Genomic DNA, 13,724 nt, shown 5'->3' with positions numbered 1-13,724 from the left:
ATGAGCACGACCACGACTGAGGCGCTCTCGGCCACCACGCTGCTGCGGTTCGCCACCGCCGGCTCCGTCGACGACGGCAAGTCCACGCTGGTGGGACGGCTGCTGCACGACTCCAAGTCGGTCCTCACCGACCAGCTGGAGGCCGTGGAGCGGGCCTCCGCGAGCCGTGGCCAGGACGGCCCGGACCTCGCGCTGCTCACCGACGGCCTGCGCGCCGAGCGGGAGCAGGGCATCACCATCGACGTCGCCTACCGCTACTTCGCCACCCCGCGCCGCCGGTTCATCCTGGCCGACACGCCCGGGCATGTGCAGTACACCCGCAACATGGTCACCGGCGCCTCCACCGCCGAGCTGACCGTGATCCTCGTCGACGCCCGCAACGGCGTGGTCGAGCAGACCCGCCGGCACGCGGCCATCGCGGCCCTGCTGCGGGTCCCGCACGTGGTCCTCGCAGTCAACAAGATGGACCTCGTCGGCTACGCGGAGTCCGTGTTCGCCGCGATCGCCGAGGAGTTCACGGCGTACGCCACCGAGCTGGGCGTGCCGGAGGTCACCGCGATCCCGATCTCGGCGCTCGCCGGTGACAACGTGGTGGAGCCGTCCGCGAACATGGACTGGTACGGCGGCCCGACCGTCCTGGAACACCTCGAAACCGTTCCCGTCAGCCATGACCTGGCGCACTGCCACGCCCGGCTGCCCGTGCAGTACGTGATCCGGCCGCAGACCGCCGAGCACCCGGACTACCGGGGCTACGCGGGCCAGATCGCGGCCGGCACCTTCCGGGTCGGCGAGGAGGTCACGGTCCTGCCGTCCGGGCGGACCACCCGGATCTCGGGCATCGACCTGCTGGGCGAGCCGGTGGACGTGGCGTGGACGACGCAGTCGGTGACGGTCCTGCTCCAGGACGACATCGACGTCTCGCGCGGCGACCTGATCGTGCCGACGAAGGACGCGCCGGCCACCACCCAGGACGTGGAGGCGACCGTCTGCCATGTGGCCGACGCGCCGCTGACCGTCGGTCACCGGGTGCTGCTCAAGCACGGCACCCGCACGGTCAAGGCGATCGTGAAGGACATCCCGTCCCGGCTCACGCTGGACGACCTGTCCCTGCACCCGCACCCGGGGCAGCTGGTCGCCAACGACATCGGCCGGGTCAAGATCCGTACCGCCGAACCGCTGCCGCTCGACTCCTACGCCGACTCGCGGCGCACGGGCTCGTTCATCCTGATCGATCCGAGCGACGGCACCACGCTCACCGCGGGCATGGTCGGCGAGTCGTTCGCCACCCCCGAGCCGGTCAAGGACGACTCCGCGGACGACGGCTGGGACTTCTGAGCATGAGGACGACCGACGTCTACTCGACGTTCGCCAAGGAGGGCGGCCGCATCGGCAGCGGCGCTCTCGGCAGCGGGCAGGGCGGGGTGGCGCGATGTGTGTGCTGACGTACGCGCACCGCTTGCGCGCCCTCACCCCCCACCGCCGTAGACGAAGACCTGCCGACCTCCCGGCCACGACCTGAGAGACGTGACCGCCGGGCCAACGAGAGGAACCCCTCCCGTGCCTGCCAACCGCTCGAAGCTTTTCCGAGGCGGCATAGCCGCGCTCGCCGCACTCCCCCTCCTCACGCTGGCCGCCTGCGGCTACGGCTCCCAGGCCAAGAGTGACGACACCACCAAGGTCGCCGCCGGCGCGAAGAAGATCGACGGACTCGACTCCGTCAAGATCGGCTACTTCGGCAACCTGACCCACTCGACCGCGCTGGTCGGCCGGGAACAGGGCCTGTTCCAGAAGGAACTGGGCGCCACCAAGGCGGACTACGCCACCTTCAACGCCGGTCCGTCCGAGATCGAGGCGCTCAGCTCCGGTTCCATCGACATCGGCTGGATCGGCCCCTCCCCCGCGATCAACGGCTACACCAAGTCGAACGGCAAGAGCCTGAAGATCATCGGTGGTTCGGCCTCCGGCGGGGTGAAGCTGGTCGTGAACCCGAAGAAGATCTCGTCCCTCAAGGACGTCAAGGGCAAGCGGATCGCGACCCCGCAGCTGGGCAACACGCAGGACGTGGCGTTCCTCAACTGGGCCGCCGAGCAGGGCTGGAAGGTCGACGCGCAGAGCGGCAAGGGTGACGTCACGGTCGTCCGCAGCGACAACAAGGTCACCCCGGGCGCGTTCAAGGCCGGCTCGGTCGACGGCGCCTGGGTGCCGGAGCCGACCGCGTCCAAGCTGGTCGCCGAGGGCGGCAAGGTGCTGCTGGACGAGTCGGCGCTGTGGCCGGACAAGAAGTTCGTGATCACGAACATCATCGTGCGGCAGGCCTTCCTGAAGGAGCACCCGAAGGCGGTCGAGGCGGTGCTGAGGGCCTCGGTCGAGGCCAACAAGTGGATCAACGCCAACCCGGACCAGGCGAAGGCCGCGGCGAACAAGCAGCTTGCGGCGGACTCCGGCAAGGCGCTGCCGGCGAACGTCCTGGACCCGGCGTGGAAGTCCATCCAGTTCACCGACGACCCGCTGGCCGCCACCCTCAGCACCGAGGCGGCGCACGCGGTCAAGGCCGGACTGCTGGACAAGCCGAACCTCGATGGCATCTACGACCTGACGATCCTCAACAAGGTCCTCAAGGCTTCAGGTGACAGCCCGGTCGACGCGGCCGGTCTCGGCACCAGCTGACGCCTGTTCCCGATGAGTTCCCAGGAGGTGACGACCATGGCGACAACCCTGGCCAAGGCCGCTGAGTCGGTCGACTACGCCGCACGCCTCGAGCATGTCTCGAAGTCCTTCGCGACACCCGGCGGGCAGCAGCTCGTCCTGGACGACATCAGCATCGATGTCGCGCCCGGCGAGTTCGTCACCCTCCTGGGGGCCTCGGGCTGCGGCAAGTCCACGCTGCTCAACCTGGTGGCGGGCCTGGACCGGCCCACCGCCGGGTCCATCACCACCGACGGGCGCCCGGCCCTGATGTTCCAGGAGCACGCCCTGTTCCCGTGGCTGACCGCGGGCAAGAACATCGAACTCGCGCTGAAGCTCAGGGGGGTTGCCAAGCCCGAGCGGCGCGGCAAGGCCGAGGAGCTGCTGGAACTCGTCCGGCTGAAGGGCGCGTACGGCAAGCGCGTCCACGAACTGTCCGGCGGTATGCGGCAGCGGGTGGCGATGGCCCGCGCGCTGGCACAGGAGAGCAGTCTGCTGCTGATGGACGAGCCGTTCGCGGCGCTCGACGCCATCACCCGGGACGTGCTGCACGACGAGCTGACCCGCATCTGGTCGGAGACCGGGCTGTCCGTGCTGTTCGTGACGCACAACGTGCGCGAGGCGGTGCGGCTCGCGCAGCGTGTCGTACTGCTGTCCTCCCGTCCGGGCCGCATCGCCCGGGAGTGGGAGGTCGACATTCCGCAGCCGCGCCGCATCGAGGACGCGCCCGTGGCGGAACTGTCCCTGGAGATCACCGAAGTACTGCGTGGGGAGATCCGCCGCCATGGCCAGCACTGAGACGACGACCTCTCCCGAGACGGGGAGCGTGGAGGCGGGCCTCGACGCGCTGGAGACCGCGCAGCAGGGCCGTACGCCGTTCCGCAAGACCCTCGTCGACAAGATCGTCCCGCCGACCACCGCGATCGTCGTGGTCCTGGTGGTCTGGCAGGGTCTGATCGCCCTGAAGATCGTCGACGATCCGACCAAGCTGCCGTCCCCGTCGGCCGTCTGGCAGGCGGTCCGGAAGGACTGGCTGGAGGGCAATCTCCTCGGTTACATCTGGACCAGCATCTCGCGCGGTCTGCTCGGCTTCTGCTTCGCCCTGCTGATCGGCACCCCGCTGGGCCTGCTGGTGGCGCGGGTGAAGTTCGTGCGCGCGGCCATCGGCCCGATCCTGTCCGGTCTGCAGTCGCTGCCGTCGGTGGCATGGGTGCCGCCCGCGGTGATCTGGCTGGGCCTGAACAACTCGATGATGTACGCGGTGATCCTGCTCGGTGCCGTGCCGTCCATCGCCAACGGTCTGGTGTCCGGCGTGGACCAGGTGCCGCCGCTGTTCCTGCGGGCGGGCCGCACGATGGGCGCCACGGGTCTGAAGGGCACCTGGCACGTCACCCTGCCGGCCGCCCTGCCCGGGTATGTGGCGGGCATGAAGCAGGGCTGGGCCTTCTCCTGGCGTTCCCTGATGGCCGCGGAGATCATCGCGAACTTCCCCGACCTGGGCACGGGGCTCGGCCAGCTGTTGGAGAACGCCCGCACCGCCGGCGACATGGCCATGGTGTTCGAGGCCATCCTGCTCATCCTGTTCGTCGGCATCGCCGTCGACCTGCTGATCTTCAGCCCGCTGGAGCGGTGGGTGCTGCGCAGCCGCGGCCTGCTGGTGAAGGGCTGAGGCACGACATGCACGAACCGGTCCTGATCGTCATCGCCCACGGCAGCCGCGACCCGCGGCACGCCCAGGCCGTGCACGCCCTCGTGGAGCGGGTACGGTCGCAGCGGCCCGGGCTGCGCGTGGAGACCGGCTTCCTGGACTTCAACGTCCCCTCGGTTCCCGTGGTGCTGGAGTCACTCGCGGCGCAGGGAGTGCGGGACGTCGTCGCCCTGCCGCTGCTGCTGACCCGCGCCTTCCACGCCAAGGCCGACATCCCCGCCGTGCTGCGGGAGGCGCCGGCCCGGCTGCGGATCCGGCAGGCGGATGTGCTGGGTCCGTCGCCGCTGCTGCTGTCGGCGCTGGAACGGCGGCTGTACGAGGCGGGGTTGACGCCCGCCGACAAGTCCTCGACCGGGGTCGTGCTGGCCTCGGCGGGGTCCACCGACCCGGAGGCGATCGCAGTGATCGCCGACATCGCGCGGGAGTGGTGGCACACCGGTTGGTGCGCCGTGCGGCCTGCGTTCGCCTCCGCATCTCTCCCCCGCACGGAGGACGCCGTACGGGAGCTGCGCTCCCTCGGCTGTGAGCGGGTCGCCGTCGCGCCGTACGTCCTGGCCCCCGGCTTTCTGCCGGACCGCATCGCGCGGGGCGCGGCCGGGGCGGACGTACGGGCGGACGTGCTGGGTCCGGCGCCGGAGGTGGCGCGGGTGCTGCTGGAGCGCTACGACGCGGCACGCCGGCCGGCGCTGACGGCCCTGGGCGCCTGACCGTTCCCCGGCTCTCCCGGGGTCACAGGTCGAGCGCGTGCAGGAGGTGCTGGGTGAAGGTGAGGCTGGCGGTGCCCGCGCCCGCCGTGATGGCGACGTTCTCCAGTGCCGTGCGGATACGGCCCCGGTTGGGCGGCAGGCCGTCCTCCGCGGACAGCGCCAGCTCCGCCTGGACGACCTCCCCGTTCCCGGCGATCCGCGGGTACTCGGCCCGGAGTGCCTCGGTGAGCCGGTCGGCCACCGCCATGAGGGTTTCGAGGTCGGGGGTGCCGTTCCTGGGGTCGATACGGGCGAAATCGATGGGCCCGTTCCCGAAGTTGTAGGTGCTCATGTCCTGTCCTCGCTTGTGATCCGAAGGAGCCTTCGGGGATGGGGGCTACGGCTTCGGCGCGGGCGACCAGGCTCTGGTTGCCGAAGTTGCCGGTGCGGCTGAGGTTACCGACGTCGAGTAGGCCGAAAATCGCCACCCATCCGGGTGACCGGTGTCCCTTGACCGGGCTCCGGAGGGCGACGTGGGCGGTCTCCGGCGAACGGATCGCCGCGGTGGGCGAGGACGTCGCCGGGGCACACCGGGGCGCCCGGTCGCCGGGGCGCTCCCTCCCCGCGGTGCCGCACCGGGCCCGGCGACCGGCTGCCCGCGCGGTACAGGGGCAGTGCCCGCGATGCTCTGCCCGTCACGCTCATCCGTCCCCTCGCCCCTTCCGGCCGTCTGCGCGCTTCACCCTAGGGACAACGGGACGAGTTTGTCGCGAGGTTCGGTGAGGGCTGGCCCTGGGGGACGGGCATGTGGTAGAGGGCCGCCGGGGTCCGGCGCTCCCCTGTGACGTCGGACCGCGGCGGCTCTTGGTTCTGCGTCGATCCCGACCCGCGTGTCACACGAGCGGCGACTTCGACGGGGGCGAGCGATGCATATCGGCCAAGCCGGTTCCTGGTCAGTCGAAGCGGAGGGCTCCGGTGCGGGTGCGCTTGAGTTCGAACAGGTCGGGGTGGCGGGCCAACACCCGGAAGCTGTCGAAGAGTTCGGCCGCCTCCTCGCCTCGCGGGACGGCGCGCAGCACGGGACCGAACCACACCGTGCCGTCGACGTGCAGGGTCGGCGTGCCCACGTAGCCGCCCGTCTCCGGCTCGGCGCCGGCCACGTGACTTCGCCGCACCGCCTGGTCGTACGACGGGTCGTGGGCTGCGGCCGACAGGTCGGCGGGGAGCCCGAGTTCGGCCAGCGCCTCGGTGACCACCCGGTCGAAGTCCTCGATGCGGCCTTCGTGGATCCGGGTGCCGAACGCCGTGTACAGGTCGCGCAGCACCTTGTCGCCGTGCCGTTCGGCGGCGGCCACGGCGACCCGTACCGGGCCGATCGAGCGGTCCACCAAGTCCCGGTACCAATCAGGGAGTTCGTTGCCGATGTTGTGCAGGTACAGGCTCATCACCCGGAACCGGAGGTCGAGCGGGCGCAGGCGCTCGACCTCCAGCAGCCAGCGGGAGGTGATCCAGGCGAAGGGGCAGGCCGGGTCGAAGAAGAAGTCGACCCGGGTCGGGGCGGACTCGGTGGCGGTGTCGCGGTGCGTCATGCCAGTGACCCTAGGGCCGCATTGGTGCACTGTCCCGGCCCAATTCCATCTCATTTTACTGGTCCAATTCTACGTCGGCGCCCCGGCCCCGGTCCGCCCCGGGTCGACCGCCGCGATCTCCGTCGCGCGCAGGCGTTCCGGTTCCGCCACGACGTCGATCCGGGCGATCCGGCCGTCCGCGCCGAAGGCGAAGGCCCGGACCAGCCGGAGCCGCCCCCGCTCCGCCATGACCAGGCCGAACTCGCCGTCCAGCAGGGCGAGCCCGGTGAGCTGGGCGCGCGCCACGGCGGCCATCGCACCCTGGGCGACGGGTGCGGCGCCCCGCACGGTGATCGGTTCGGGGTGGGTGCGACCAGCGCGTCGGCGTGCAGCACCACGTCCGGGTCGAGCAGCGCGACCAGGGCCGTGAAGCCGCCGCCGCGGGTGGCGGCCAGGAACGCCTCGACGGCCCGGCGACGGCGTACGGCGTCGGCGGCGGGCGCGGCCGGCCGGCCCTGGACACGGCGCCGGGCCCGGCCGGCGAGCTGCCGGGCGGCGGCCTCGGCGGCCGAGCCGAGCAGCCGGTGGGCCACGGCCGTGAGATGCCGCCGGTCCGCCCCGAACCGCTCCGCGAGCCGCCGCCCCGTGTCCTCCGTGACGTCGTCCGCGCCGGTCCCGCCCAGGACGTCGTCCACCGTTCCCCCGCCCCTCGCCCTTACGCTCCAGGTCCTACGAAGCGCCGAACCGCTCGGGAGATCAACTGCCGTGCGGTGCACCGGCGTCGGCCGCCACCGCACCCTCGGCCGCGTCGGCCCTGCGCACCAGTTCCGCGACCGGCATCGACCCGGCGGCCCGGCGCTCCCGTGCGAACCGGTCGGCGAGCCGCTGGAGCAGTTCGTTCAGCGGCGTCGGTACGCCGTGCAGCCGGCCGAGGAGCACGATCTCCCCGTTGAGGTAGTCGGCCTCGATGGTGCCGGTGCCCCGGACGAGGGACTGCCAGGAGGAACCGCCGCCGCGCGGGGCCCCGTCCAGCGGCACCAGGGTGACCTTGTCGCCGCGGGCCGCGCGCTGCTCCTCCAGGCTCGTGTACGCGATCCCTGCGGCGTCCAGCACGGCCTCCCCCTCGGCCCGCACGCGCTTGTACAGCGCCTGGGCGGCCCCGGTGTCGCGGGTTCCGGTCAGCGCCTCGACGGCGTTGCTCAGGTTCGCGAGCAGCTTGGCGTACTGCCAGCGGGCCACGTCGGGCACCACCGGCGCCTCGAAGTGGGAAGCCTCCAGGTCGGCGGCGATCCGGTGGGCGGTGTCGTCGGTGCCGTGCGGGAGGCGCCCGAGGTGGAGGATGCCGGTGAGCGGAGTGCCCGCGGCGGAGACGACGCCGGGCTCCACGAAGGTCGAGGGCAACCAGACACAGACGCCGTACACATGACGGAAGCGGCGCAGCGCGAGCCGTCCGCCCTCGACTCCGTTCTGCAGCAGGACGAGCGGCAGCCGCTCGGCCGCGGTGCCCCCGCCGGCCACGGGCACGTCGCCCCAGGTGTCCAGGACGGCCAGGGCGTCCTGGGTCTTCACGGCGAGCACGAGGACGTCGTCGGGGCGCAGTTCGCCGAGCGGACCCGGCCCGTCGACGGCCGTCAGCCGGTACGTCAACTCGCCTTCCGGCACCCGCAGTCGCAGCCCCCGCTCCGCCAGTGCCGCCAGATGCTTGCCGCGTGCCACGAGGACGACCCCACGCCCGGCCTGGGCCAGCCGTCCGCCCACGGTCCCGCCGACCGCTCCGGCCCCGATGATGATGTAGCGAATGGGGTAGGGCCTCGCACAGGCGTACGCGGCCCTTCCGGTGCGGTCCATCACGCTCCCGGAGCGGTCAACTCGACCAGTTTGACCACCGTGTTCCAGTTCCGGCTCGTGGCGATCAGGCCCTTGGTCCGGGGGCGGCGGGACAGTACCTCGGCGAGCTTGGAGCGGCCGAGCCCCTCGGGGGCGTACAGGTACAGGCAGCGGTCGCCGAGGCGGAACTCCTCGGGGAGATGGACGGCGGGATCGATGTCCGCGAAGCGGTCCGGGGTGACCGGTGCGGAGAAGTACGTGACGTGCAGCTGCTTGGGCGCCAGGTCGGCGGCCGGGAACGGGCAGGCCTCGGCGACCGCCTTCAGATAGGCGTGGTCGCGCACGATCACGTCGACCGGAAAGCCGAACCGCTCCTCGATCGCCCGGCTCAGCTCCGCCGCGAGCGACTCCTCGTCGCCGTGACCGGCGGTGAACACGGCCTGGCCGCTCTGCAGATGGGTCCGTACGCCGGTGTGGCCGAGGCCGGTCAGCAGCGTACGGAGGTCGGCCATCGGCAGCTTCTTGCTGCCGCCGACGTTGATTCCGCGCAACAGCGCCGCGTAGGTCGTCATCCGGCCAGCGTAGAGCGGCCGTCGTGCCCCGTGGGGGTGGGCACGACGGCCGGGCCCGCACAGGGCGGGGCTGCGCGAAACTCTCGCTGATCGGCGGGCGGCGGATCAACCTCTACACGCAGCTGTGACTTGTTCAACAAGGTTTCGTAATCACAAACCGCCGCGCCGGCGGCAGAACGGACAACCCATGTCCGGCGGTGAGCGGGACAGGCCGGTGAACCCCGAGACGCGCCCCCGAGAAGTGCGGATAGGTGTAAGGGGCCGCTGTCCTCCCCAGTGCTGACCGGCGGGTCGCCGAGTTCACCGGGCAGCACGAGGAGACGCGTTTATCCGGCTCATACGGTCGTACCGGAGCAAGCGCAGACGTGGTGGCAGGGGGCCGCCACCGCACACGAGGGGTAGGACCCGCGATGGGGAACAGGGACGTGCCGGTGCGGGGGCTGGCCGCCCGCGCCGGTGGCTGGAGCGCCCGGCACCGCTGGGCGGCCGTCGGCATTTGGGTGTTGTTCGTCGTGCTGGCCATGGGGCTGGGCTCGGCGGCGGGCCGGGTCGACGTCGACGAGAACAACCAGCTCAAGGGCGAGACGCACACCGCCGCCCAGATCATCGACGACGCGGGGATCAAGGAGCCGGCCGGTGAGACCGTCCTGATCCAGTCCAAGGACACCGGCGTCACGGCGACCGGCACCGAGTTCCACAAGGCCGTCGCCGACGTGGTGAAGGCGGTCGAGGGCACCGGGAAGGTCACGGCCGTGACCTCGCCGTACGACACGCACACCATCTCCCGGGACGGCCGCAGCGCGCTGGTGCAGTTCGACATGCGCGGTGACGCCAAGACGGCCGTCGACCGGATCGAGCCGGTGCTGAACGCGGTCGCCGGGGTGCAGAAGGCGCATGACTCGCTGCGGATCGAGGAGATCGGCGGCGCCAGCATGCAGAAGCAGTACAAGGACGCCTTCGGGAACGACTTCAAGCAGGCCGAGTACTCGGCGGTGCCGGTGGCCCTCGGCATCCTGCTGATCGCTTTCGGGGCGCTGATGGCCGCGCTGCTGCCGGTGGCCCTCGCGATCACCGCGATCATGGCGACGATGGGTCTGATGGGCCTCGTCAGCCATCTGCAGCCAATGAGCGACACCGCCAACTCCGTGATGCTGCTGGTCGGTATGGCCGTCGGCGTGGACTACTGCCTGTTCTATCTGCGCCGTGAGCGCGAGGAGCGGCAGGCCGGCCGGGACGCGGGCACCGCTCTGCGGATCGCCGCCGCCACCAGCGGCCGGGCGGTCATCGTCTCCGGGGTCACGGTGTGCGTGGCGATGGCGGGCATGCTCTTCACCGGGCTCGCCCAGTTCGAGGCGATGGGCCTGGCCTCGCTGATGGTGGTCGCGGTCGCCATGGTCGGGTCGGTGACGGTCCTGCCGGCGCTGCTGTCGCTGCTCGGCGAGCGGGTGGAGAAGGGCAAGATCCCGTTCCTGAGCCGCCGCGACCGGAGCCGGAAGCGGGCCGCGGGCGAGGGCAGCCGGGTGTGGACCGCCGTCCTGCGCGCGGTGCTGGCCAGGCCGCTGGTCTCCGTCGTCGTGGCGGCCGGTGCGCTGCTGGCTGTGACGGCGCCCGCGCTCGGCATGAAGACCCAACAGCTCACCCTGGACCAGGAGTTCGGAAAGTCGCTGCCGATCGTGCAGACGTACAACCGCGTCAACGACGCCTTCCCGGGCGGCAGTGAGCCGGCCCAGGTCGTCGTCAGGGCCAGGGACATCAACGCACCCGAGGTGCGGCAAGCGCTGGCCGACTTCAAGAAGGAGGCGATCGCCTCCGGCGCCTCGCGCGGCCCGGTCGACATCCGGGTGCACGACGCGCAGAACGTCGCCCTGGTCTCCGTGCCGCTGGTCGGCGGCTCCGACATGGACCGGGCGGTCAAGAGCCTGGACAAGCTGCGCGAGGAGGTACGGCCCGACACGCTCGGCAAGGTGGCCGGCCTGCAGGCGCCGGTCACCGGGCAGGTGGCCGGCAACCACGACTTCAACGACCAGCTGCTCGGCTCCGTCGTCCCGGTCTTCGCCTTCGTGATCGCGTTCGCCTTCCTGCTGATGCTGCTGTCGTTCCGCTCGCTGACCGTGGCCATCACCTCGATCGTGCTCAACCTGCTGTCGGTGGGCGCCGCGTACGGCATCCTCGTCGCCGTCTTCCAGCACGGCTGGGGTGCCTCGCTGGTGGGCGCGGCGGGGGTCGGCGCGATCGTGACCTGGCTGCCGCTGTTCCTGTTCGTGATCCTGTTCGGGCTGTCGATGGACTACCACGTGTTCGTGGTGTCCCGGATCCGCGAGGCCCGCATGAACGGCCGTACGACGAAGGACGCGATCCGGCACGGCGTGGTGACCACGGCCGGCGTCGTCACCAGCGCCGCGGTCATCATGGTCGCCGTGTTCGCGATCTTCGGCACGCTGTCGATGCAGTCCATGAAGCAGATGGGAGTGGGCCTGGCCGCGGCGGTCCTCATCGACGCGACGGTCATCCGCGGTGTGCTGCTGCCGGCCGTGATGGCCCTGCTCGGCGAGCGCAACTGGTACCTGCCGAGGTGGCTCCACTGGCTGCCGGACCTGACGCACGACGAGACGCCGGCCGCGGTTGCTTCCCCGCCGGCGCGCGAGGAGGGGGAGCGGCTGCCGGTCTGATCCGGCGAGCCGGATGGGCGCCTACCCGACGGGCGGTTGAGAGCGCGCGGGTGCGGGGGCGCGGGGAGCTGGTCGCACAGTTCCCCGCGCCCCTTCGGGCGCTGCTCCCCCGTACGAAGCGGCAGTTCGGCCTCGATCGGGTCCCCGCGCCTCAGGTGCCGCATCCAGGGCCGGCGGGAGCCCGGGCGGTGACGGGTCGCGGTCGGCCGACCCGGGCGAATGCGAGACTGGCCGGAGCGACCCGCCCGGCACCGGCATGCGTCCGGCACCCGCACGGCGGCGGCCGGGTCCGCTCAAGGCACGAAACGACAGTGGGGCACGGAGGGACGATGGACGAGGCACGGGCACGGGACGTACTGGCCACGGCGGGAGTGCTGCCGGGCCGCGCCCGGGACGCGGCTCTCCTCGCCCTCGGGGAGAACGCGGTGTTCGCCGCCGGTGATCTGGTGGTGAAGGTGGGCCGCGACGCCGAGCTGCTCGACCGGGCCCGGCGCGAGCTGGACATCGCCGGCTGGCTGGCCGAGGCCGGCGTGCCGGCGGTACGGGCGGCCGAGCCGAAGCCGCGGCTGGTCGAGGGCCACCCGGTGACGGTGTGGCACCGGCTGCCCGACCCCGTACGGCCCGCCGAGCCGCGGGACCTCGCGAGGCTGCTGCGGATGGTGCACGCACTTCCCTCTCCTCCCTTCGCTCTGCCGCCCCGCGAACTGCTGGGCGGTGTGGAGCGCTGGCTGCGGCTCGCGGGCGACGCGATCGACCCCGAGGACGCCGCCTGTCTCCGCGCGCGCCGGGACGGGTTCGCGACGGCCGCGGCCGCGCTGACGCCCCATCTGCCGCCGGGGCCGATCCACGGGGACGCGCTGCCCCGCAATGTGCACATCGGCCCGGACGGGCCGGTCCTGGTCGACCTGGAGACCTTCTCCGCCGACCTGCGCGAGCACGACCTGGTGGTCATGGCCCTCTCCCGCGACCGGTACGGGCTGCCCGCCGAGGCCTACGACTCGTTCACCGAGGCGTACGGGTGGGACGTGCGGGAGTGGGACGGGTGCGGGGTGCTGCGCGGGGCCCGGGAGACGGCCAGTTGTGCCTGGGTGGCCCAGCATGCGCCGAGCAATCCGAAGGCACTGGCTGAGTTCCGGCGGCGGGTGGGGTCGTTGCGAGATGGCGACGAGACGGTGCGCTGGTACCCGTTCTGAGGCTGTTCCGCGGCCCTGAGGGACGGGCTAAGCGGGCTGGCTCTGCGTCAGCTCCCGCAGCGGCCACGCCCCGTCCACCACCGCCCCCGCCTCCCCCTTGCGGCGCAGGAACGCCTGGAAGTCCGCCGCCCACTCCGCATACCACTCGATCTGCCGCTGGTGCAGGTCGGCCGGAGCCAGGGACGCGATCTTCGGATGGCGGTCGGCTATCGCGGACGCGAGGCGCGCGGCAGCGAGGGCGTCGGCCGGGGCCGTGTGGGCCGCGTCGAGGACTATGCCGTACTCGGCGCAGACCGCTTCCAGGTTCCGTTTGCCACGGCGGTAGCGGTCGACCCAGCGGTCGATGGTGTAGGGGTCGACGACCGGGGCGGGGGCGGCGCCGCCCAGGCGGTCGGCCAGGGACGGCAGGGTGTGGCGGCGCAGCTCGGCGGAGAGCAGGGTGAGGTCGAACGCGGCGTTGTAGGCGACGACCGGGACGCCCGCCTTCCAGTACCCCACCAGGACGTCGGCGATGGAGTCGGCCACCTGGTCGGCCGGACGGCCCTCGGCCGTCGCCCGCTCGTTGCTGATGCCGTGCACCGCCACCGCGTCCGCCGGGATCTCCACGCCCGGATCGGCCAGCCATTCCCGGCGTCCCATGGGCTCACCGGCCCTGACCTCGATCACCGCGCCGGTGACGATGCGCGCCTCCCGCGGATCGGTCCCGGTCGTCTCCAGGTCGAAGCCGATCAGCAGCTCCCGGTGCCAGCCCATGGGCGGCCCCCCTTCTTGGTGGTGCTTTCCCCCAGTGGCCTCCACCCTCGCATGCGGCACTGA

The 13,724-nt window shown here is 71.9% G+C and carries 13 protein-coding genes; 7 read left to right on the top strand and 6 right to left on the bottom strand.

Annotation, left to right across the window (positions count from 1 at the left end):
* From ACZ5NH_RS26850 to ACZ5NH_RS26830, 5 genes are all read left to right on the top strand, one after another.
* On the top strand, window positions 1-1,335 hold the full coding sequence (locus ACZ5NH_RS26850) for a sulfate adenylyltransferase subunit 1 (RefSeq protein WP_388624182.1): 1,335 nt from the start codon (window positions 1-3) through the stop codon (window positions 1,333-1,335).
* 222 nt (window positions 1,336-1,557) lie between these two features.
* Complete coding sequence (locus tag ACZ5NH_RS26845) at window positions 1,558-2,667, top strand: aliphatic sulfonate ABC transporter substrate-binding protein (RefSeq protein ID WP_468778726.1); 1,110 nt, start codon at window positions 1,558-1,560, stop codon at window positions 2,665-2,667.
* 12 nt (window positions 2,668-2,679) lie between these two features.
* The gene (locus tag ACZ5NH_RS26840; protein WP_468778724.1) at window positions 2,680-3,483 is read left to right on the top strand and encodes an ABC transporter ATP-binding protein; all 804 of its coding nucleotides are present in this window, start codon (window positions 2,680-2,682) and stop codon (window positions 3,481-3,483) included.
* A complete protein-coding gene (locus ACZ5NH_RS26835; protein WP_388624189.1) occupies window positions 3,470-4,354 on the top strand; it encodes an ABC transporter permease in 885 nt (294 codons plus the stop codon). The genes ACZ5NH_RS26840 and ACZ5NH_RS26835 overlap by 14 nt, the downstream gene beginning before the upstream one ends.
* A gap of 8 nt (window positions 4,355-4,362) precedes the next feature.
* Entirely contained in the window at window positions 4,363-5,100 is a 738-nt protein-coding gene (locus ACZ5NH_RS26830) for a sirohydrochlorin chelatase (RefSeq protein ID WP_468778721.1), read from the top strand.
* 22 nt (window positions 5,101-5,122) lie between these two features.
* Here the strand turns inward: ACZ5NH_RS26830 and ACZ5NH_RS26825 are convergent, their stop codons facing one another.
* The 5 genes from ACZ5NH_RS26825 to ACZ5NH_RS26805 form a co-directional block, all read right to left on the bottom strand.
* The gene (locus ACZ5NH_RS26825; RefSeq protein WP_388624194.1) at window positions 5,123-5,431 is read right to left on the bottom strand and encodes a hypothetical protein; all 309 of its coding nucleotides are present in this window, start codon (window positions 5,429-5,431) and stop codon (window positions 5,123-5,125) included.
* A gap of 601 nt (window positions 5,432-6,032) precedes the next feature.
* On the bottom strand, window positions 6,033-6,668 hold the full coding sequence (locus ACZ5NH_RS26820; RefSeq protein WP_468778719.1) for a mycothiol-dependent nitroreductase Rv2466c family protein: 636 nt from the start codon (window positions 6,666-6,668) through the stop codon (window positions 6,033-6,035).
* Window positions 6,669-6,737: 69 nt separating this feature from the next.
* The gene (locus ACZ5NH_RS26815) at window positions 6,738-6,995 is read right to left on the bottom strand and encodes a hypothetical protein (RefSeq protein ID WP_468778718.1); all 258 of its coding nucleotides are present in this window, start codon (window positions 6,993-6,995) and stop codon (window positions 6,738-6,740) included.
* A 408-nt stretch (window positions 6,996-7,403) separates the two neighbouring features.
* Window positions 7,404-8,447 (bottom strand): ketopantoate reductase family protein, encoded by a 1,044-nt coding sequence (locus ACZ5NH_RS26810; RefSeq protein ID WP_468778777.1) that lies wholly within the window; start codon window positions 8,445-8,447, stop codon window positions 7,404-7,406.
* A gap of 47 nt (window positions 8,448-8,494) precedes the next feature.
* Entirely contained in the window at window positions 8,495-9,046 is a 552-nt protein-coding gene (locus ACZ5NH_RS26805; RefSeq protein WP_451553190.1) for a DUF1697 domain-containing protein, read from the bottom strand.
* Between the two features lie 410 nt (window positions 9,047-9,456).
* Here ACZ5NH_RS26805 and ACZ5NH_RS26800 point away from each other — a divergent pair, with 410 nt between their 5' ends.
* Together ACZ5NH_RS26800 and ACZ5NH_RS26795 are read left to right on the top strand one after the other, a co-directional pair.
* The gene (locus ACZ5NH_RS26800) at window positions 9,457-11,715 is read left to right on the top strand and encodes an MMPL family transporter (protein WP_468778716.1); all 2,259 of its coding nucleotides are present in this window, start codon (window positions 9,457-9,459) and stop codon (window positions 11,713-11,715) included.
* A gap of 329 nt (window positions 11,716-12,044) precedes the next feature.
* The gene (locus ACZ5NH_RS26795; RefSeq protein ID WP_468778714.1) at window positions 12,045-12,908 is read left to right on the top strand and encodes a phosphotransferase enzyme family protein; all 864 of its coding nucleotides are present in this window, start codon (window positions 12,045-12,047) and stop codon (window positions 12,906-12,908) included.
* Window positions 12,909-12,935: 27 nt separating this feature from the next.
* Here ACZ5NH_RS26795 and ACZ5NH_RS26790 read toward each other — a convergent pair whose 3' ends face one another.
* Window positions 12,936-13,661: an exonuclease domain-containing protein gene (locus tag ACZ5NH_RS26790; RefSeq protein WP_468778712.1), complete on the bottom strand. Its 726-nt coding sequence runs from the start codon at window positions 13,659-13,661 to the stop codon at window positions 12,936-12,938.
* Window positions 13,662-13,724: the final 63 nt, after the last annotated feature.

It is taken from the genome of Streptomyces sp. NPDC031426 (genome assembly GCF_055581585.1).
Note: the sequence above shows the minus strand (reverse complement) of the source record. Positions and strands in the feature narration are given on the sequence as shown.

Excerpts from the sequence above, each read along its gene's own strand:
- ACZ5NH_RS26840 (WP_468778724.1), top strand. The coding sequence starts at position 2,680 with ATGAGTTCCCAGGAGGTGACGACCATGGCGACAACCCTGGCCAAGGCC.
- ACZ5NH_RS26820 (WP_468778719.1), bottom strand. The coding sequence starts at position 6,668 with ATGACGCACCGCGACACCGCCACCGAGTCCGCCCCGACCCGGGTCGAC.
- ACZ5NH_RS26805 (WP_451553190.1), bottom strand. The coding sequence starts at position 9,046 with ATGACGACCTACGCGGCGCTGTTGCGCGGAATCAACGTCGGCGGCAGC.
- ACZ5NH_RS26795 (WP_468778714.1), top strand. The coding sequence starts at position 12,045 with ATGGACGAGGCACGGGCACGGGACGTACTGGCCACGGCGGGAGTGCTG.
- ACZ5NH_RS26800 (WP_468778716.1), top strand. The coding sequence starts at position 9,457 with ATGGGGAACAGGGACGTGCCGGTGCGGGGGCTGGCCGCCCGCGCCGGT.
- ACZ5NH_RS26830 (WP_468778721.1), top strand. The coding sequence starts at position 4,363 with ATGCACGAACCGGTCCTGATCGTCATCGCCCACGGCAGCCGCGACCCG.
- ACZ5NH_RS26850 (WP_388624182.1), top strand. The coding sequence starts at position 1 with ATGAGCACGACCACGACTGAGGCGCTCTCGGCCACCACGCTGCTGCGG.
- ACZ5NH_RS26835 (WP_388624189.1), top strand. The coding sequence starts at position 3,470 with ATGGCCAGCACTGAGACGACGACCTCTCCCGAGACGGGGAGCGTGGAG.
- ACZ5NH_RS26790 (WP_468778712.1), bottom strand. The coding sequence starts at position 13,661 with ATGGGCTGGCACCGGGAGCTGCTGATCGGCTTCGACCTGGAGACGACC.
- ACZ5NH_RS26825 (WP_388624194.1), bottom strand. The coding sequence starts at position 5,431 with ATGAGCACCTACAACTTCGGGAACGGGCCCATCGATTTCGCCCGTATC.